This is a genomic window from Kribbella sp. NPDC002412, from assembly GCF_053592935.1.
In genome coordinates this window covers 89,032-105,690 of the sequence record NZ_JBSFBL010000001.1, presented here as the reverse complement: position 1 = coordinate 105,690, position 16,659 = coordinate 89,032, and the positions used below count along the sequence as shown (strand labels likewise).

Sequence of the window (16,659 nt, the reverse complement as noted above, 5' to 3'; positions counted from 1 at the left end):
CTGCTCAGGTTCCCGACTCCGCGGTGGACCGCGCGTCTCGCGGCACGCCGGCGCCATGCCCGCAGTACCGGAGGATGTCTTTCAGGGCGACGTGCAGGGCATCGGCTCCGACCACCCGTACAGCCGGGAACGGCACGTCCGCCGGAACGGCGACGAACGCGCGGTCCTGCCAGCCACCCAGCCCGCCGTGGCATCCGACGAGGCCCTCGAAAGCAGCGACCTCCTCGGTGCCGGGTTCGACCAGGCTGTTGACGTAGATGTCGGGCGCCTCGGGTCGCAGTGCCACCCGGCGGACGAAGGCCGGGGCGTTCGTCCCGAACGGGGCCAGCGGGTCGACTCCGTCGACGCGACCGTCGTTCAGCCGGTGCCGGCCCGCGGCGCCCAGCGCGACCGGCCCGGCGACCTCGTCGAGGACGACGACGAAGCCGACGCCCGGATGCGTGACCAGCCCGGCCACCAAGGCGGGATACCGGTCGTCGAGCTGACCCCGGGTCAGTCGCTGCCGGGCGCCGCGGACGTAGATGAGTCCGAGGTTCCCCGAGCCGAACACGTGGAACTCCTCGTCGCCCTCGGCCTTGCCCGTCCGGCGGCTGTCACCTGCGTCGACGGCGTCGGCCTCGTCGTGCCCGCGGCGCTGCATGGCCTCGGCGGCGTTGCGCATGGTCCGGCCGCTGACGCCGCTCCCGTCGGCCAGTTCGTCCACCAGGATCCGGGTCCGGCCCCACCCCTCGACCGGTGCGGACGACACGGCGACATCGGCCGCCGCCAGTCGCGACACGACGACCGCAAGCTCCTCGCCGTACCGGTCCGCGAAGGTCGTTCCCTGCGCCTGGCCGTGGTCGGACAGGACCACGAAGCGGTAGCGGCGTGGCGCGACGGACGCGATCAGCTCGAGCTGATGGAGCACCCGGTCGACCGCTTCCAGCGCCTCGAGGCTCTCCGGACGCAGGATTCCCGCGTGGTGGGCGACCTCGTCGTAGTCCACGTAGTCGACGTAGATCGACCTGGTGCCGTGCAGCATGTGGTATGCGACGAGCGCGGTGTTGAGGTCGCGCAGCGCGCCGTTGGTCACCGCGCGCAGGGCTGCCGTCGTCCACGAGCGGTGGCATCGTGGGCGAAGGTCTCGCCGAACACCACGGCGGGCCTGGAACCGGTCGCGCAGCAGTTCCGAGATCGAGCGGGACAGCCCCCGGGTCAGCCCGCTCGGGCTGGCGACGAACCGGGCGACCGCCTGCCTGGTGATCTCTCCGCGGCCGGCCCGCCGGCTCATTGTCAGAGCGGCCTGCGGGGCGTCGCCGGTGAACAGGTTGCTGATGCTGACACCGCCGTCCACGAGCAGACCCCGCCCGGTCGTGAGGGCCGCCTCGATCAGGGCGGCGTCGGCCGGGCGGTTCGCCACCAGGATCCTGTCGTTGGCACGGTCGTACCAGCGGAACGCGGGGATCCCGTCGATCACCCCGTGCAGGATGCCCATCTGACTCGCCGGTGTCGTGGCCGGCAGCTTCGGCGTCCACTCGTGCAGCCGGTGACTGCCCGAGCGGATCCAGCGCGTCAGTGTCGGCACCGTCCCGCCCGTGACCGCCATCTGGAGGACCGGGAACGGCACGCCGTCCAGCTGGACGAAGACCACGCCGTCCACCTCGGCGTCGTCGAGCTTGACCGGACGGCGACGGCCGGACGCCACGAGCCGCTCGACCAGGGCTTCGTCGGTGCCGGACGTACTGAGCCAGCCGACGACGGTGCCGACGATGCCGACGATCCAGGCGACGAAGAACGCAGGCCAGAAGCCGTCGACCCGCACTCGCGGCAGCAGCCAGGCGGCCACGAGGACGATCAACGCCTGCCCGACGAGCGCCAGGAACAGCACGCCGACCCAGCCCAGCCGCACGGCTCCGGCCACCAGCAGCGGCTGCAAGGTCATGCCCGCGATCCCCAGCACGATGGCGAATCCGAGCGGACCGAGCGGCCGGTCCGCGTGGAACCCGGGCACGATCGCGTCCGCGAGCAGGACCGCCAGTGCCGTGGCCACCAGCCACAGCGCCGCCGACGCCAGCGACGAGTACCACCGCCGGTGCCGCACGCCATGGGCCAGACGTCCGGCGAGCTCCGATCGCCGCCCGGCAGTGGCCGGTGACGTCATTCCACCTCCTCGTCGTCATCCCTGAGGTATGACCAGGACGTACGACGTCCGTCGTGTGGCCGCTCGACGATCCAGGCTGCGGCCACACGCGCGACGGCTCCGGGTTACTGTGCGAGCATCTCGCGAAGCTCAGCCTCCTGGTCGGCCGAAAGGTTGGACTGGATGAGCTCGGGCCGCAGCCCGCGCTCGGCGAACGCCGCCTTGACCTTCTCCGGCACGGCCTGGCTCGACATCACGAACAACGCCGAGGTTCCAGGGGTGATCTTGTCCCGGGCGGACTTGATGAAGTCGTCGTCGATGCCGACGTCGCTCATCGATCCGGCCAGCGCACCGGTCGCGGCGCCGATGGCCGCGCCGAACAGCGGAACGAAGAAGATCAGCCCGAAGAGCATCCCCCAGAACATGCCGCCCATCGCCCCGGCGCCGGCCAGGTTGTGCAGTTGCCGCGTCTTGGGCTTCTTCTTGCCCTCCTCCCACGACACCGTCGCCGCATCGTGCAGCTGGATCAACTCCTGCTTGGCCAGGGACTCCAACGTTTCGATCGCGTCGTCGGCTCCCGTCGGGCTGTCGAACTTCCACACCGTCAGTGTCGCCATCGTGTGCTCCTTGGATCGGTCGGTACGTCACCTGCAGCCTCGGCCGACAGCGGGGCGACCGCCTCATCCCCACCGGGTGAACGCAGCCGGGCCGGCCGCGCGTGAACCGGCGAATCATCCGTCCCGGGTGATGCGACCGGACCCGCGGCGTGGCCAAGGTCTGGAGAACGTCGCCGGACAGGAGACCGACGCATGACCATGCCACCGCCGCCGCACGCTGCCGACCGAGCGCCGCGAGTGAACGCCGGCCGCCTCTGGGCGGGCGGAGCGGCCACCGCTGTCGTGGCCGCGCTGGTCGCGGTCGTCGGGATCCTGCTCGCCCGCGGCGTCTTCGGCCTGGCCGTGCTCGCCCCCGAGGGCGAGGGGGTCTGGGGCGACGCGGACACCTGGACCTACGCAGCCTGCGCGGCCGCCGCCGCCCTCCTGGCCACCGGGCTCGTCCACCTCCTGATCCTGTCCACCCCCAGCCCGCTCCGCTTCTTCCGCTGGGTCGTCACCCTCGTCACCCTGGCCGCCATGCTCGCCCCCTTCGCCGCCGAACGCTCTTGGGAAACCGTGGCAACCGCCCTGATCAACCTCTCCCTCGGCATCACCATCGGCACCCTCCTCTCCACCACCGCCCGCAGCGCAACCACCACCACCCCAAGAGGCCCGTCCACCCCACCGCCGTACGTGTGAAACTCAAATCAGCTACCTGACCTGGGCTCAGGTGCGCCACCAGGGACTCGATCCCCAACCCGCTGATCGGCGCGTCGGTCGGCGTCGGTGGACAGGACTGGCATGGTCGTGATGATGAGCGTCGGGCGATGACCGGGAGCTCCGCGGCTGTTGAGCCGGCGGTCGAGCATGCGTGTCGCGCCGACGGCATCGACGACGCTGCCCCGGCGTACGGGGGAGTCGGGTTCGGTGGGTGTGATCGTGGGTGCGTCCACGACCAGGCCGCGGCCGGGCATCCAGGCCCGGGTCTGCGCGCTGCCGAGGTCGAGTGCGAGGTATCGGCGGGCGGATAGCTCCACAGGAGTTGGGCACTGATGGCGCGAGCGCATCGACTGCACCTGCCGTACTGCCCTGTGTTCATTTTGGCCGGCGCGGCCTCGATTTCCTCGAGCGCGCGCTGCGACTGCGAGTTTGCGACTGACCTCGATGTGCGGCGTGGAGCCTGCCCGGGACGCCCAGCCTGCTTCCTCCGGCAATCTCGCCCAGCTGCTGCAGCCGGAACCGCCGGTTCTCTTGCAGGGTCGCACGGAGCGCGCTCAGGTCGGCGTCGCCGAGCAGTTGGTTGTCGGCCGCCACATCCGAAGTACGCCGGATCCGCGCCGGGTGCGTGGTGTGCCCGGTGGCGTGCTGGGTCCTGCCCCCATCCGTTGTCATCTGGACCGAAGTCCTTCCGAACTGCCCGCGATGATGACAGCCGGCGTGCGCCTAGGAGGCATCGCACACGCCGGCTGAGGGACGCTGGTCGGGTTGGGTGACTGCGTCGTACCACCACCATGACCCAGGCCCTGGCCGGAGACCATCGGGCCTGACACCCATTTGTGCCGGGCGCGTGTTCAGCTCGGCCATCGAACCCTGCCGGACGGCGCATCGGCGAGACCCGGCCCTCCAACCCAGCTGCACTCGGCCGGTGCGTCGTCACAGCAACGTTCGATTCCAAATTAGGGCGCAGCACGATGCAAACCAAGCGTCGCCGGGAGGTTGCCGAGACTCGGCAGGCGGAGCGTCCGACGTTCGCCGACCGCGCCCGTACCGCGTCCGCGCGCCCGGCGCGATGGTGGCCTTGTGCGGACCGGAAGCCCGCCGCGGTGTCCGCGGCTGAGTGATCTGTCGCGCAGAGGAGGTTTCGATGAGTCATCTGGATCAGGCAGCGCCGCCCAGCAGACCACGTGGCCGAGACGCCATCGACCTGCAGTGGTTCCGCAGTGAGCTCGAACAGCAACGTCGATTTCGTCTCGACCAGCTCACCGACCTGTCGTACGAAGCGGCAGGCGTCGCCGACGACGCCCAGGCCGAGGTGACCGCCGCGCTGATGACCGGAGCCAGAGTCGTTCTGGCCGAGATCGACGCCGCTCTCTTCCGGCTCACGATCGGCTCGTTCGGCATGTGTCAACGCTGTGCTCGCGCAATCCCCGTGGACCGGCTGCAGGCCATCCCGATGGCGGGCCTTTGCCTGACGTGTCAGTACGCCAAGGAGTCTCACCGGCCCGACATCGTGGATGTCTGGGGCGCGGATTCTTTCCCGGCTAGCGATCCGCCGGCGAACTGGTGAGCAGACGCTGCCGACCTCCAGACGACGCCGACCTGTCGAGTCCTTCCCTACGGAGCAGAAATGATTGTGCTGGATGTGCTGCTTGTCGCCTTGATCGTCGGCGTGATCGGAATCGCGTCGAGTGTGCGCGTGGTCAGGCAGTTCGAGCGGGGCGTGGTGTTCCGATTCGGTCGGGTCCTTCCGAAGGTCCGCCGGCCCGGCTTGGTGCTCCTCGTGCCGGTCGTGGACCGGCTGCAGAAGGTCAACATGCAGATCATCACGATGCCGGTCCCCGCACAGGACGGCATCACCCGTGACAACGTCACGGTCCGAGTGGACGCCGTCGTGTATTTCAAGGTGATCGATCCGGTGCGCGCGGGCGTCGACGTCCAGGACTACATGTCCGCGGTCGGCCAGGTCGCGCAGACTTCGCTGCGGTCGATCATCGGCAAGAGCGAGCTCGATGATCTGCTCTCCAACCGGGAGCGCCTCAACGAGGGCATGGAGCTGATGATCGACAGCCCTGCCGTGGACTGGGGCGTGCACATCGAACGGGTCGAGATCAAGGACGTCGCGTTGCCGGAGACGATGAAGCGGTCGATGTCGCGTCAGGCCGAGGCGGAACGAGAGCGTCGTGCCCGCATCATCACCGCTGACGGCGAACTGCAGGCGTCGGAGAAACTGGGGCAGGCGGCCGAGGTGATGTCGCACCATCCGGCGGCGCTGCAGCTGCGGCTGCTGCAGACGGTCGTCGAGGTCGCGGCCGAGAAGAACTCGACGCTGGTGCTCCCGTTCCCGGTCGAACTGCTCCGCTTCCTGGAACGGTCGACGCCTCCTGAGGCCGCCAAGTCGAGTGGCGCCCGCGTGCCGGAGAACACCGAGCCGACGGCCGGCGACGCCGTACCGGCCCTGACGACAAGACCATCGGGAGCGGCGTTGGCCGCGCCCCCGGAGACCGCCGGGTTGGCACAACCAGAGTGGGGCGGACTACCCACCGGTTGTGCCGACCCGGCGTGGCAACCCTGAAGGCATTCCTGGCCTGGTGTTGCCTAGAGAGTACGGCGATGCCGACGTCACCACAGGTGCTTGGGATCCGAGCGCTGGCGTGCGGTGAGCTGAAGCTTCGGTCGCTGGAAGGAAGGCCATTCGCGGCAGTGGTCCGGCGGGAGCGGACAACGGCGACAGGACAGGCGGCGTGGTGCAACACGGCCTGGCTCACCGCAGCGAGCAACAGTATTTCTCCAGGCGCCGCGGGCCGGTGCCGCGGGATACGTGCTGATCCGCAACTACCTGAACCGGGTCCGGCTCGGACAGGATCCCGGAGCAGATCCTGACCGCCCGCGAGGAGGAGGTCCTCAAGCTCGTCGCGGAGGGACACTCCTCAAAGGAGATCGCCGAGACCCTGTTCATCAGTGTCAAACGGTCGAGCGGCACTGGGCGAACATGCTGCAGAAGCTGGGACTGCGCGACCGTTTGGAGCTCGCCCGCTACGCCGTCCGGGCCGGCCTGATCGAGCCTTGGGCACGGCAGCCGCGGATCGGCGACCAGATGAGCCGTTGCCGATGTCCGGCAACATCGCAGGGTGACCTTCGCCGGGGGAGCACCTACCTGGCCCCGACGCGGAGCGGCATCGTTGGCTCGTGTGTCCACGCCGGCAGGCGATCGCCGCCGCGATTCGTTGTGACGAGGAGGTGAGCCGGCCCGTGGGAACGACCCGAACCGGCGACGATTCCCTGAATGATCAGTTGACCCAGGTCGGTGCCCACCAGGACCGGCCGTGGTCGGTGGCGGACCGAGCCGGACCCATCGAACCCGCACCACTTCCGCGTCGCCGTCTTGGCGCCGCAGCCGTCAAGTGGCTGACCAGCACCGACCACAAGCTGATCGGGCACCTGTACCTGATCACATCGTTCGGCTTCTTCCTGATCGGCGGTGTGATGGCGCTGGTCATCCGCGCCGAGCTGGCCAAGCCGGGCCTGCAGATCGTGAACGAAGAGGTCTACAACCAGCTCTTCACCATGCACGGCACGATCATGCTGCTGCTGTTCGCGACGCCGCTGTTCGTCGGCTTCGCGAACGTGATCATGCCGGTCCAGATCGGCGCCCCCGACGTCGCGTTCCCGCGGCTCAACATGTTCAGCTATTGGCTGTTCCTGTTCGGCGGCCTCATTGCGTTCAGTGGCTTCCTGACCCCCGGGGGAGCTGCGGACTTCGGGTGGACGGGCTACGCCCCGCTGTCCGACGCCGTGCGCTCGCCGGGTGTCGGCGGTGACCTGTGGATCATGGGCCTGTGGATGGCCGGTCTGGGCACCATCCTCGGCGCGGTCAACTTCGTCACCACGATCATCACCATGCGGGCCCCGGGTATGACGATGTTCCGGATGCCGATCTTCACCTGGAACATCCTGGTGACGTCGATCCTGGTGCTGATCGCCTTCCCGATCCTCGCCGGTGCACTGTTGATGCTTGCCGCAGACAGGATGCTGGGAGCACATGTCTTCGACGCGGCCAACGGCGGGCCGTTGCTGTGGCAGCACCTGTTCTGGTTCTTCGGCCATCCCGAGGTGTACATCATCGCGCTGCCGTTCTTCGGCATCGTCACCGAGATCCTCCCAGTGTTCAGCCGCAAGCCGGTCTTCGGTTACATGGGCCTGGTCGGGGCAACCCTCGCGATCGCGGCGTTGTCAGCGACCGTTTGGGCCCACCACATGTTCGTCACCGGCGCGGTCAGTCTGCCGTTCTTCTCGTTCATGTCGTTCCTGATCGCGGTGCCGACCGGGGTGAAGTTCTTCAACTGGATCGGCACCATGTGGGGAGGCTCGGTATCACTCGAAACTCCCATGCTCTGGTCGATCGGCTTTATGACGACGTTCCTGTTCGGCGGTCTGACGGGGGTCATCCTGGCCTCACCCGTCCTGGACTACCAGGTCACAGACACCTACTTCGTGGTCGCGCACTTCCACTACGTGGTGTTCGGCACGGTGGTATTCGCGATGTTCGCCGGGTTCTACTTCTGGTGGCCGAAGATGACCGGCCGGATGCTCGACGAGCGGCTCGGCAAGCTGCACTTCTGGCTGCTGTTCATCGGCTTCCACACCACATTCCTCGTCCAGCACTGGCTGGGTGTCGAGGGCATGCCGCGGCGCTACGCGTCGTACGGCGCCAACGAAGGCTTCACCACGCTGAATCAGGTGTCCAGCATCGGCGCCTTCATCCTCGGCGCCTCGACTCTGCCGTTCCTTTACAACGTCTACAAGTCGCGCAAGGCGCGGCTCGTGGGCGTGGACGACCCGTGGGGTTGGGGCCGCTCGCTGGAGTGGGCGACCAGCTCGCCGCCGCCGCGGCACAACTTCGACCGGCTGCCGCGGATCCGGTCCGAGAGCCCGGCCTTCGACGTACACCATCCGCGCGTCGCGCTGGCGGAGTACCCGGACAACCGGGCGCCGAAGGACAAGCTGCTCGACGCCGGTGAGGACCAGGGCCGGGCCGAGAACCTGATGGAGAACGCCGAGACCGAGGGGAGCGTCGACAGGTAAGGCATGGGGGACAGTCCGCGATGTGCAGACGGTAGGTCGCGGGACCGATCAGCCGGATGCCGAGACGGGCTCTATGCGGACGCAGCAGTGGCCGGGTTCGGGCTTGAGGTGGGCCTGCAATTCGGTGGAATCCAGCCCTGTCAGCAGGCCGTCAAGCAGGCAGAGGTTCATCGCGCAGACCAGGTCGGTGTGCTGCTGGGCAAGCGTGTGGAACGGGCAGTTGCCGAGCACGATCGCGTCCTCGTCGGCTCGGGGTTCGAAGCCGTGCGCGTCGAGGATGCGCATCAGGGCTTCGGGGCCGGTTTCCGCTGGGGTGGCAGCTCGGGCTGCGGCGGCCAGTTCGTTGCCAACCTGCCGGGCGCGTCGGTCGAGCGCCTGTCGTGGTGAAACGCCGGTGGCTTCAGCATCTTCGATGGCCGTCGCCAGCAGGCGGCCGACCAGGTCGTAGCGATGCTCGGGCAGAGAGACCTCGACATGCCGCTCCGAACGTCGATACAACTTCGACGGCCGGCCGGCGCCCGGGCCGGAGCGGCCGGTTCGGCGCTCGTAGACCACGTCCAGCAGGCCCTCCTCGGCCAGCCGGTCGAGGTGGAATGCGGCAGTGGCCCGAGGCAGACCGAGTGCCCTGGCGGCCTCGTCGCGGGTCACCGCGGCGGTCTGCCGTACGACGTGGTCGTACAGGCGCCGCCGCGTTGGTTCCTCCAACGTGGCGACCGCCAAGATCCGCGCTTCCTTGCTGTCGTCCACAGCACGCATTCTAAAGCTAACTCCCATTGACGAAAACCCTGGCGACTTCTAAAGTCAAGATATATCTTCTTTAGAAGGAGTGATGGTCATGACAAGTGACGTGCACAGGCCTCGGACACCAGGCCGGGAGGCGCTGTCCGATCCGGCGTACCAGGCCTTCCTGGTGCTGCGGACGGTCTTCACGGTGGCGCCGATCCTGTTCGGTCTGGACAAGTTCGCCAACCTGCTCACCGACTGGCCCGGCTACCTGGCCCCGTGGATCAACGACCTCGTCCCCGGCTCCGGCCAGGACGCGATGTACGTCGTCGGGGTGATCGAGATCGTCGCCGGCGTTGCGGTAGCCCTGATTCCACGGTACGGCGGGCTGCTCGTCGCGGCCTGGCTCGCGGGCATCATCCTCAACCTGCTGACCATCCCCGGCTTCTACGACGTCGCGCTGCGCGACTTCGGCCTCATGGTCGCGGCCCTGGCGCTGTCGCGTCTTGCGGTCAAGTACGCACCGGCCCGGCACGGGTCCTGATCATGGACAACCGATCCACCTACCTCATTGTCGGCGCGAGTCTGGCGGGAGCCACGGCTGCTCAGACACTGCGGGAACAGGGTTTCGCGGGGCGGATCGTCCTGGTCGGCGACGAGACCGAGCTGCCGTACGAGCGGCCGCCGTTGTCGAAGGGCTATCTGCTGGGCAAGGAGGAGCGAGCGAAGATCTACCTCCACGACGAGCAGTGGTACGTCGAGCACGCGGTGGAGCTGCTGCTCGGCCGGCGCGTCACGTCGGTGGACCGCGAGGGCCATGAGGTCGAACTCGACACCGGTGACCGGATCGGCTACGGGAAGTTGCTTTTGGCAACAGGTTCGTCTCCCCGCCGCCTCCGGGTACCGGGGGCGGATCTGGAGGGCGTGCACTATCTGCGCCGGGCTGAGGATTCCGATCGGCTGCGCGAGGTGATCGGCGCCGGTGGGCGGATTGTCATCGTGGGTGCCGGCTGGATCGGTCTGGAGGCCGCGGCCGCAGCCCGGGAGTCCGGCTGCGACGTGACAGTCGTCGATCCGCAGCCGGTGCCGCTGCTCGCTGCGCTAGGTCGTGAGATGGGCGCGTTCTTCGCCGGGCTGCATCTGCGCCACGGTGTCGACCTACGGTTGAGTCACATGGTGAACGGGCTCGAGGGCAGCGGTCGCGTGACCGGTGTCCTGACCGAGACCGGCCGGTTCGACGCGGACGCCGTTGTCGTCGGAATCGGTGCGTCCCCGAACGTCGAGCTTGCGGAACGGGCGGACCTCAGCTGCGACAACGGGATCGTGGTCGACGAGTCGCTGTGCACTCAGGACCCGGACGTCTACGCGGTGGGCGATGCGGCGAATTCCTACCATCGCTTCTACGGTGGGCATCTGCGGACCGAGCACTGGGCGAACGCGTTGCGTGGGGCTCCGGTCGCGGCCAAGGCGATGCTCGGTCAGCAGGTAACTCATGATCGGTTGCCGTACTTCTTCACCGACCAGTACGACGTCGGGATGGAATTCGTCGGCTGGATCGGCCCGGGCGGCTATGACCGGGTGCTGACCCGTGGCGATGTCGACGAGCAGGCGTTCCATGCGTTCTGGCTGTCGGATGGCCGGGTAGTCGCCGGCATGCACGTCAACCGATGGGACGACGGCATCGCCCCGGTGGAGGAGTTGATTCGCAGTCGGCAATCCATCGACCCGGATCGGCTCGCAGACAACTCGGTGCCACTCGCCGCGCACGTCCTGGTCTAGTGCTGTCGAGTCAGCCAGTCATCAGGAGGCGGATGCCGAGTGCCACCAGGGCGATGACCTTCGCGGTCTCAAGGGCGACGTAGTACAGGTGAACTGTCGAACGGGGCAGGTCCTCGCCGGCCAGCACTCGGTCGGAGCGCCGGTTGAGCTGTGGACGGATGACCGTCAGTTGTCCGGCGAGGATGACTGCGACGGCTGCGGTAAGGGTGGCGGCCGCGGTCGAAGGCCGCCCGATGGCGATCGCTGCGAGCGTCACCGCAGACAGTGCGATCTCGGTGCGGTTGAGCGCCCGGAACACGATTCTCCCGATGCCGAGGCCGACCGGGATGGTGACGCCGGGCGCCCGGAACTTGAGCGGGGCCTCCAGGAACGAGATCGCCAGCACCATGCCAAGCCAGACGAAGACGGCGGCAGTTGCCACCGCAGTTGCGGTCGCGTTCACCTTGCTTCTCCCAGGATCCCGGTGGCCTGTGTGGTCTGGGCAGGGTCGCGGGTCGGGGCGAGGTGAACGATGCAGGCATCGGGCTCGGCGAACGGCTCGAGGCTGGTCGCCGTGATCGGTGCGCGGATCTCGGTGAGAGCGCCTTGCATCAGGCCTAGATGCAGCGGACACAAGGTGGACGAGTACTCCTCCGCGAGCTCGAGGAAGGGGCAATGCCGCAACCTGAGGCGCTCCGCTGCGTCGCCGCCGTACTCTGGGGCAAATCCCAGGTCGGTCATCATCGCGCTCAACCGTTGGGTGGCCTCGGCAACGTCGGGTTGATGGGACGGCGGGACGTGCTCGATCAGATAGCCGCCCCAGTTGCGGCCTGCCGCCTCGGCTGCGCCGCCTGCATCAGTACTCGTGGACAACTCACCGAGCAGGATCTTGGCCAGCAGTTGGTACTGGCGCTGCCCGCCACGGTCCATCCCAGGCCGTGGAGTGTGCACGGTCCGGGGCCTGCCCCGCCCGCTCGGCTTCTCCAGTCGCCGATCGACCAGTCCTTGCGTCACGAGCGCGTCGAGGTGGAAGCGGACCGTGTTGGGATGGATGCCAAGTCGTTCGGCGAGCTCAGTGACACCCACCGGTGCGTCGGAGCCTCGCAGAACTTCGAGCAGTGCCTGCCGACGTGGCTGGTCGCCGGCTGTCTGATCAGTCCTGGTCATGGCGGTCAGCTTGCCTGAGCCTGCCGCGGTAGCGCCGCGACGCGCGAATGGTCGTGTGCGACGGCGCCGATCCTGTAGGCCCCGCCAGGCGAGCCGATGACCGGGCACTCCTCGACGCAGGCGCGGTCCTGAGGTCTACGCATGGCAACGCGATCACGTACGTCACAGTCGGCTCCCTCACAGCGTCTTGTATTTACTACAAATATCACATGTAATAATTATAGAAAACCAGCTGAGGGGAGTGGCAGCATGCCGGCTTCGGAGATCTTCATCCAGGCGACCGAGACCGATCCGGACGTCATTGCCCGTGGCGCGATCCGAGAGGCCCATGAGCGGTTGCGATCCGGCCTGGCGGAGTTGACTGCGGCGCAGACGGGTGCCGGTGGTGCTCAACCACGGTCGGCCGAGTTGACGGACTACTGTCTCCATGAGGTGCGTCGGTACTTGGTGACCGCGGAGCGGGACCTGTACGCGCCCGCGGCCGGGGACGACGAGACCCGGCTCCTGGTCGACGCTCTCCGAGTCGGCGCCGCAGCACTCGACGCGCAGATCGACGAACTGACGGCGGCCGGCCCGGTTGACACGGCCAGGCTCGGCGTGATGATCGCGGCGGCCTTGGATGTTCACCTCCGGATCGAGGCGTCGGTGCTGCTCCCTGCGATCGCCGGCCTGCCGGGCGTGGACCCCGTGCTGCTGGCCGCTGACGTGCGGGCCTACCTCGCGGGGACGGATGCCGAACAGCCGGCGGTCATCGACGTACGGAACATCGCGCGAGGTGGACGCCACCCACGGGTCTTCGCTCACTACGCGCGGCTGGCGCCCGGAGAGGCGTTCATCCTGGTCAACAACCACGACCCCAAGCCGTTACGCCGGGAGTTCGAAGCCATCCACCGTGGCGCTGTCAGCTGGGACTACCTGCAGACCGGGCCGGAGGAATGGCGCGTCCGGATCGGCAAGGTCGCTGCTGATGTCTGAGGCGTCGCCGGTCGCTCCAGGCGTCGCGTTGCCGGAGCAGCCGACGGTGCGGGTTCTGGTGGACGTCAACGAACTCGTCGATGACTCGACCGTGCCGTCGGGCGCGCGGTGGACGCTCGCCGAGCCAGGACGCCAGCTCGACGCAAACCTCATCCATCTGCCTGCCGGGCACCGCGTGGACACCCACGTCGAGCCCGATCTTGACGTCGTCCTCGTCGTCGTCGCGGGTGGCGGCACGATAGGCACCCCTGACGGCGAGCAGGTTCTTGCCGACGGCAACGTCGTTTGGTTGCCTCGCGGCGCGACCCGCAACGTCACCGCGGGCAACGACGGCCTGTCCTACCTGACCATTCATCGACGCCGTCCGGGCCTGCAGATCAGGAAGCGCCGGGGTTAGCAGGCTCGGAGCTGACCTGCCACTCAGCGTGGCTCCTGCAGGCGCCGGGCAAGGACTGCGGCCTGGCTGTGGTCGACGTCCCTGGTCGCCGTCACCAAGGTCAGGGTGTCGCGTTCTGCCAGCGTTCGCAGGTGGTCCAGGGCCGCTCCTGCGGTGTCTGTTGCCAGTTCGTCGCGATAGCGTGCCTCGAACTGCGCGAACCTTTCCGGGATGTGGCCGTACCACTTGCGGAGCTCCGTGGACGGTGCGACGTCTTTGATCCATTCATCGATGCCGGCCGCATCCTTGCGGATCCCGCGGGGCCACACGCGATCGACCAGGACCCGGATGCCGTCGTCGGTCGCGGGTTCGTCGTAGATTCTGCGAACCCGGATCTTTCGGCGTCATACTTTGCCGCCGGCGGGTTCGTCCTTCATCGTGTCGGGCCGCATGTGATCACATCCTCAATCTAGTGGCCGGACCGGTCCTCGTGCTGTTGGGCTCCAGGAGACGCCTGTGCTGATTTCGGGGACGTGGACGGGCTGAGGTGCGCCTCATCGTGGAGTTGGGGGAGCACGATGTTGTCCAAGGCATTGACCTGTTTGCTGGTCCGGGCGATCTCCGTTGCCAGCGGCCAGCCGCGTCGACACCGAGGTCGACCGGCGCCTCGAAGCAATCGGGACCCCCGAGGCACTGGCGCTGCGCGGCCAGGCTGCGGTGGCCCAGGCCAAGCTGGCCTACAAGCTGTTCACAGACCGGTTCTCCAGCGACCGTTGGCACCAGTTGGTCGCCGGGGCGCAGACGTTCAGCGGTTGCTGTGGGCCTCGACGTCCAACAAGCGCCCGGGGGCGCGCGACACCCGCTACGTCGAGGAGCTCATCGGCGCCGACACCGTCACCACCTTGCCGGAGGCCACTGTCACCGCTTTCGAGGACCACGGCGCACTGAGCCGGACCGTCGACACCGACCTCCCGCGAGCCTCGGAAGTGATGTCGCGATTGGTGGCCCTGGGCATCGACCTGGACGACGTCGGCCGTGCCCTGGAGGTGAACGGCCTCGCGGTCTTCGATGCGGCGTACGACGACGTGCTGGCGGGCCCGTCCGAGTTGGCCGGCGTCGCCGCCACTTGGGCCGTACGACGCTGACGTCACAACAGTTCTTCTAGTTCGGGGAGCCGGCGTGGTGCGGTGAGTTGGCGTGTGGACCGACGCGCGGTCCGGTTCGCCGCGGTGCGGCGCACGTGAACCACTGCAACCGGACTGTGGGCGTGTTGCAGGACAGCGTGGCTGACCGATCCGAGCAGCATGCCGGCGAAGCCTCCCCGGCCGCGCGATCCGACGACGACGAGTTCGGCGCCGAGCGATTCGTCGATCAGCACCTGCGCAGGGTGGCCGTGTACGACCCTCGCCTGCAGGTCGATGCCGGGGACCCGCAGTTGATCAAGCGACTCGTCGAACAGTTGCCGTTCTGCCTGGTCGATGATGACGCCGGGCGCGGCCGGTTGCCTGCGTGGCGGCATGGTCACGTGTACGGCGGTGACCCCGACGTGGCGGCGGGCCGCCTCTTTGAGCGCGAACCGGATCGCGGCGGTCGAGAGCTCCGAGCCGTCGACGCCGACGATGATCCGGCCGGTCGGGTCGGCAGGGAACGCCGTACCGTCTCGCTGCGGGCGGACGACGATGACCGGGCAGGGTGCGTGAGCGGCCAGGGTCGCGCTCACCGATCCGACAAGTAGACCGCGGAAGCCGCCAAGACCCCGGCTGCCGACGACCACCAGCTCAGCGTCCTCTGCCTGGCTCAGCAACGTCGGCGCGGCGCCGGCGACGAACAGCTCGGCACTGACCACGAGGCCAGGAGCCAGGTGGCGCGCGTGGTTCTCCGCCTCGTCGAGGATCCACCGGGACGCCTCCCGAACGCCGTTGCCGATGGGTGTCGCGCCGGTCATGTCGAGCGGGTTGCCGATTGCCGGCCAGGTGACGGTGTGAACGATCTGTAGTGGGCAGTGCCGGTACGACGCTTCCGCGGCGGCCCAGGCCAGTGCTCCCTGGGCGGACACCGAGCCGTCGACACCGACCAGGACCGGTCGCCGGCCGCGAAACCTCACCGCGCTTGATGTCCTCATACTGCCGCTCACCTTCAGCTCTGGGCGCCTGCGGTCCTGACTGTGCCGGTGAGGTGGGCGAAAGCGTATGGCCACGACCGGCGAACCTGTGACCCGCCTCATGGCCGACGCCCGGCAAGAATGCCCGACCCGCGCCAGTTGTTGCCGGGCGCCGGAAATCACGCCTCCGAGACGTTCGCCGACTGCAGCCCTACTGGTCAGCGCCGCCGCGAGGCAAGGTGGCAGTGAAGGAAGAAACCGATGGAGCACTGTTCGGAGGTGCGTCGTGCAAGGTGCGAGACGCGTCTACCGCGTCGTCTGGCTGCTCGTGTGCGGGCTGCTCGGCGTGGTCGGAGTGATGGCCGCATTGACATTGTCGCTAGGGACAATCATCACGGCCCTCGTGATGGCGGCCATCGTCGGCGGTGTTCTTTCGTGGGTCGTTCTGATCCCTGACGGCGACAACCCTCGGCTCCCACCGGGTGGACGACGAGTGGTGGCGACCTGCATGGCCCTCAGTGGGGCAGGCTGCGTGGCCTTCGTCGGTCTGGTGATCCTACTGGGTGCCCCGACGGCGGTGCTGTTGCTGGCGTTCATGATCGGTGGATCGCCGCACCTCATCCGATTCAGCCTGCATCAGCTCGGTCTGCGCGGCTACTTGTCAACGGTCCCACGCCACGACGACGCGCGGGGGAACGACAGGACCTTGCCGGACGCTGCGCCGGAGCCCAGTTCCTCCCCCAAGTCCGAGAAGGTATCTGCCCGGACTGCGCCGGCCGACCTGAGCGACGATGAGCTAGTTCTGGCATGGCGGGCCAGTTTCCCTGCCCTGCAAAGTGCCACGTCGGTGCAACGCTTGCGGATCGTGGCGGAACGCCAGGAATACCTCGATGAGCTCGAGCGCCGAAACCCCCGCGGCCTGGCGGCATGGCTGGCATCAGGTGCCAGAGCTGCAGGAGACCCCAAGCCCTACGTTCAAGGGGACAGCGGAGCGGGTCGTTCCCCGATCGATTGGGACGGTCTGATCGGGAAATAGGTCCGG

Annotated in this window: 19 protein-coding genes; 12 read left to right on the top strand and 7 right to left on the bottom strand. The window is 68.0% G+C overall.

Features of this window, described 5'->3' with window-relative positions; all coding sequences use genetic code 11:
* Positions 1-4 precede the first annotated feature (4 nt).
* Positions 5-2,140 (bottom strand): phage holin family protein, encoded by a 2,136-nt coding sequence (locus ACWCOV_RS00590; RefSeq protein ID WP_449827071.1) that lies wholly within the window; start codon positions 2,138-2,140, stop codon positions 5-7.
* 104 nt (positions 2,141-2,244) lie between these two features.
* Positions 2,245-2,736, bottom strand: coding sequence for a DUF1269 domain-containing protein (locus tag ACWCOV_RS00585; RefSeq protein WP_449827070.1), 492 nt, complete (start codon positions 2,734-2,736; stop codon positions 2,245-2,247).
* 192 nt (positions 2,737-2,928) lie between these two features.
* Between ACWCOV_RS00585 and ACWCOV_RS00580 the strand changes: the two genes are divergently transcribed.
* The 6 genes from ACWCOV_RS00580 (at position 2,929) to ctaD (ending at position 8,517) form a co-directional block, all read left to right on the top strand.
* The gene (locus ACWCOV_RS00580; protein WP_449827069.1) at positions 2,929-3,414 is read left to right on the top strand and encodes a DUF6069 family protein; all 486 of its coding nucleotides are present in this window, start codon (positions 2,929-2,931) and stop codon (positions 3,412-3,414) included.
* A 128-nt stretch (positions 3,415-3,542) separates the two neighbouring features.
* Positions 3,543-3,746: a hypothetical protein gene (locus tag ACWCOV_RS00575; protein WP_449827068.1), complete on the top strand. Its 204-nt coding sequence runs from the start codon at positions 3,543-3,545 to the stop codon at positions 3,744-3,746.
* Positions 3,747-4,579: 833 nt separating this feature from the next.
* A complete protein-coding gene (locus ACWCOV_RS00570) occupies positions 4,580-5,002 on the top strand; it encodes a TraR/DksA family transcriptional regulator (protein ID WP_449827067.1) in 423 nt (140 codons plus the stop codon).
* 60 nt (positions 5,003-5,062) lie between these two features.
* On the top strand, positions 5,063-6,007 hold the full coding sequence (locus tag ACWCOV_RS00565) for a slipin family protein (RefSeq protein ID WP_449827066.1): 945 nt from the start codon (positions 5,063-5,065) through the stop codon (positions 6,005-6,007).
* Positions 6,008-6,296: 289 nt separating this feature from the next.
* Positions 6,297-6,491: a response regulator transcription factor gene (locus ACWCOV_RS00560; RefSeq protein WP_449827291.1), complete on the top strand. Its 195-nt coding sequence runs from the start codon at positions 6,297-6,299 to the stop codon at positions 6,489-6,491.
* 295 nt (positions 6,492-6,786) lie between these two features.
* Positions 6,787-8,517, top strand: a complete 1,731-nt coding sequence (gene ctaD / locus ACWCOV_RS00555) for an aa3-type cytochrome oxidase subunit I (protein ID WP_449827290.1) — start codon at positions 6,787-6,789, stop codon at positions 8,515-8,517.
* 48 nt (positions 8,518-8,565) lie between these two features.
* Here ctaD and ACWCOV_RS00550 read toward each other — a convergent pair whose 3' ends face one another.
* Entirely contained in the window at positions 8,566-9,264 is a 699-nt protein-coding gene (locus tag ACWCOV_RS00550) for a helix-turn-helix transcriptional regulator (protein ID WP_449827065.1), read from the bottom strand.
* An 88-nt stretch (positions 9,265-9,352) separates the two neighbouring features.
* Here ACWCOV_RS00550 and ACWCOV_RS00545 point away from each other — a divergent pair, with 88 nt between their 5' ends.
* Both ACWCOV_RS00545 and ACWCOV_RS00540 read left to right on the top strand, forming a co-directional pair.
* Positions 9,353-9,784: a hypothetical protein gene (locus ACWCOV_RS00545; RefSeq protein WP_449827064.1), complete on the top strand. Its 432-nt coding sequence runs from the start codon at positions 9,353-9,355 to the stop codon at positions 9,782-9,784.
* A gap of 2 nt (positions 9,785-9,786) precedes the next feature.
* Positions 9,787-11,019 carry an NAD(P)/FAD-dependent oxidoreductase gene (locus ACWCOV_RS00540; protein ID WP_449827063.1) on the top strand — a complete coding sequence of 411 codons (1,233 nt, stop codon included), beginning with the start codon at positions 9,787-9,789 and terminating at the stop codon, positions 11,017-11,019.
* Between the two features lie 10 nt (positions 11,020-11,029).
* Here ACWCOV_RS00540 and ACWCOV_RS00535 read toward each other — a convergent pair whose 3' ends face one another.
* Both ACWCOV_RS00535 and ACWCOV_RS00530 read right to left on the bottom strand, forming a co-directional pair.
* Entirely contained in the window at positions 11,030-11,461 is a 432-nt protein-coding gene (locus tag ACWCOV_RS00535) for a hypothetical protein (protein WP_449827062.1), read from the bottom strand.
* On the bottom strand, positions 11,458-12,165 hold the full coding sequence (locus tag ACWCOV_RS00530; protein ID WP_449827061.1) for a helix-turn-helix transcriptional regulator: 708 nt from the start codon (positions 12,163-12,165) through the stop codon (positions 11,458-11,460). Before ACWCOV_RS00530 ends, ACWCOV_RS00535 begins: the two co-directional genes overlap by 4 nt.
* 249 nt (positions 12,166-12,414) lie before the next feature.
* On the opposite strand from ACWCOV_RS00530, the gene ACWCOV_RS00525 reads away from it, so the two are divergent.
* Positions 12,415-13,140 (top strand): DUF2249 domain-containing protein, encoded by a 726-nt coding sequence (locus tag ACWCOV_RS00525; protein ID WP_449827060.1) that lies wholly within the window; start codon positions 12,415-12,417, stop codon positions 13,138-13,140.
* On the top strand, positions 13,133-13,537 hold the full coding sequence (locus ACWCOV_RS00520) for a hypothetical protein (RefSeq protein ID WP_449827059.1): 405 nt from the start codon (positions 13,133-13,135) through the stop codon (positions 13,535-13,537). The genes ACWCOV_RS00525 and ACWCOV_RS00520 overlap by 8 nt, the downstream gene beginning before the upstream one ends.
* A gap of 23 nt (positions 13,538-13,560) precedes the next feature.
* On the opposite strand, the gene ACWCOV_RS00515 is transcribed toward ACWCOV_RS00520, so the two are convergent.
* Positions 13,561-13,911, bottom strand: a complete 351-nt coding sequence (locus tag ACWCOV_RS00515; protein WP_449827289.1) for a DUF488 domain-containing protein — start codon at positions 13,909-13,911, stop codon at positions 13,561-13,563.
* A 417-nt stretch (positions 13,912-14,328) separates the two neighbouring features.
* Between ACWCOV_RS00515 and ACWCOV_RS00510 the strand changes: the two genes are divergently transcribed.
* Entirely contained in the window at positions 14,329-14,661 is a 333-nt protein-coding gene (locus ACWCOV_RS00510) for a transaldolase family protein (RefSeq protein WP_449827058.1), read from the top strand.
* A gap of 2 nt (positions 14,662-14,663) precedes the next feature.
* Here ACWCOV_RS00510 and ACWCOV_RS00505 read toward each other — a convergent pair whose 3' ends face one another.
* On the bottom strand, positions 14,664-15,638 hold the full coding sequence (locus tag ACWCOV_RS00505) for a universal stress protein (RefSeq protein ID WP_449827057.1): 975 nt from the start codon (positions 15,636-15,638) through the stop codon (positions 14,664-14,666).
* A gap of 265 nt (positions 15,639-15,903) precedes the next feature.
* On the opposite strand from ACWCOV_RS00505, the gene ACWCOV_RS00500 reads away from it, so the two are divergent.
* The gene (locus tag ACWCOV_RS00500) at positions 15,904-16,653 is read left to right on the top strand and encodes a hypothetical protein (RefSeq protein ID WP_449827056.1); all 750 of its coding nucleotides are present in this window, start codon (positions 15,904-15,906) and stop codon (positions 16,651-16,653) included.
* The last annotated feature ends 6 nt before the right edge of the window (positions 16,654-16,659 follow it).

Bases quoted from the DNA above. Each gene is read 5' to 3' on its own strand.
- ACWCOV_RS00590 (WP_449827071.1), bottom strand. From the start codon at position 2,140: ATGACGTCACCGGCCACTGCCGGGCGGCGATCGGAGCTCGCCGGACGT.
- ACWCOV_RS00585 (WP_449827070.1), bottom strand. From the start codon at position 2,736: ATGGCGACACTGACGGTGTGGAAGTTCGACAGCCCGACGGGAGCCGAC.
- ACWCOV_RS00580 (WP_449827069.1), top strand. From the start codon at position 2,929: ATGACCATGCCACCGCCGCCGCACGCTGCCGACCGAGCGCCGCGAGTG.
- ACWCOV_RS00575 (WP_449827068.1), top strand. From the start codon at position 3,543: ATGACCGGGAGCTCCGCGGCTGTTGAGCCGGCGGTCGAGCATGCGTGT.
- ACWCOV_RS00570 (WP_449827067.1), top strand. From the start codon at position 4,580: ATGAGTCATCTGGATCAGGCAGCGCCGCCCAGCAGACCACGTGGCCGA.
- ACWCOV_RS00565 (WP_449827066.1), top strand. From the start codon at position 5,063: ATGATTGTGCTGGATGTGCTGCTTGTCGCCTTGATCGTCGGCGTGATC.
- ACWCOV_RS00545 (WP_449827064.1), top strand. From the start codon at position 9,353: ATGACAAGTGACGTGCACAGGCCTCGGACACCAGGCCGGGAGGCGCTG.
- ACWCOV_RS00540 (WP_449827063.1), top strand. From the start codon at position 9,787: ATGGACAACCGATCCACCTACCTCATTGTCGGCGCGAGTCTGGCGGGA.
- ACWCOV_RS00530 (WP_449827061.1), bottom strand. From the start codon at position 12,165: ATGACCAGGACTGATCAGACAGCCGGCGACCAGCCACGTCGGCAGGCA.
- ACWCOV_RS00525 (WP_449827060.1), top strand. From the start codon at position 12,415: ATGCCGGCTTCGGAGATCTTCATCCAGGCGACCGAGACCGATCCGGAC.
- ACWCOV_RS00520 (WP_449827059.1), top strand. From the start codon at position 13,133: ATGTCTGAGGCGTCGCCGGTCGCTCCAGGCGTCGCGTTGCCGGAGCAG.
- ACWCOV_RS00505 (WP_449827057.1), bottom strand. From the start codon at position 15,638: ATGAGGACATCAAGCGCGGTGAGGTTTCGCGGCCGGCGACCGGTCCTG.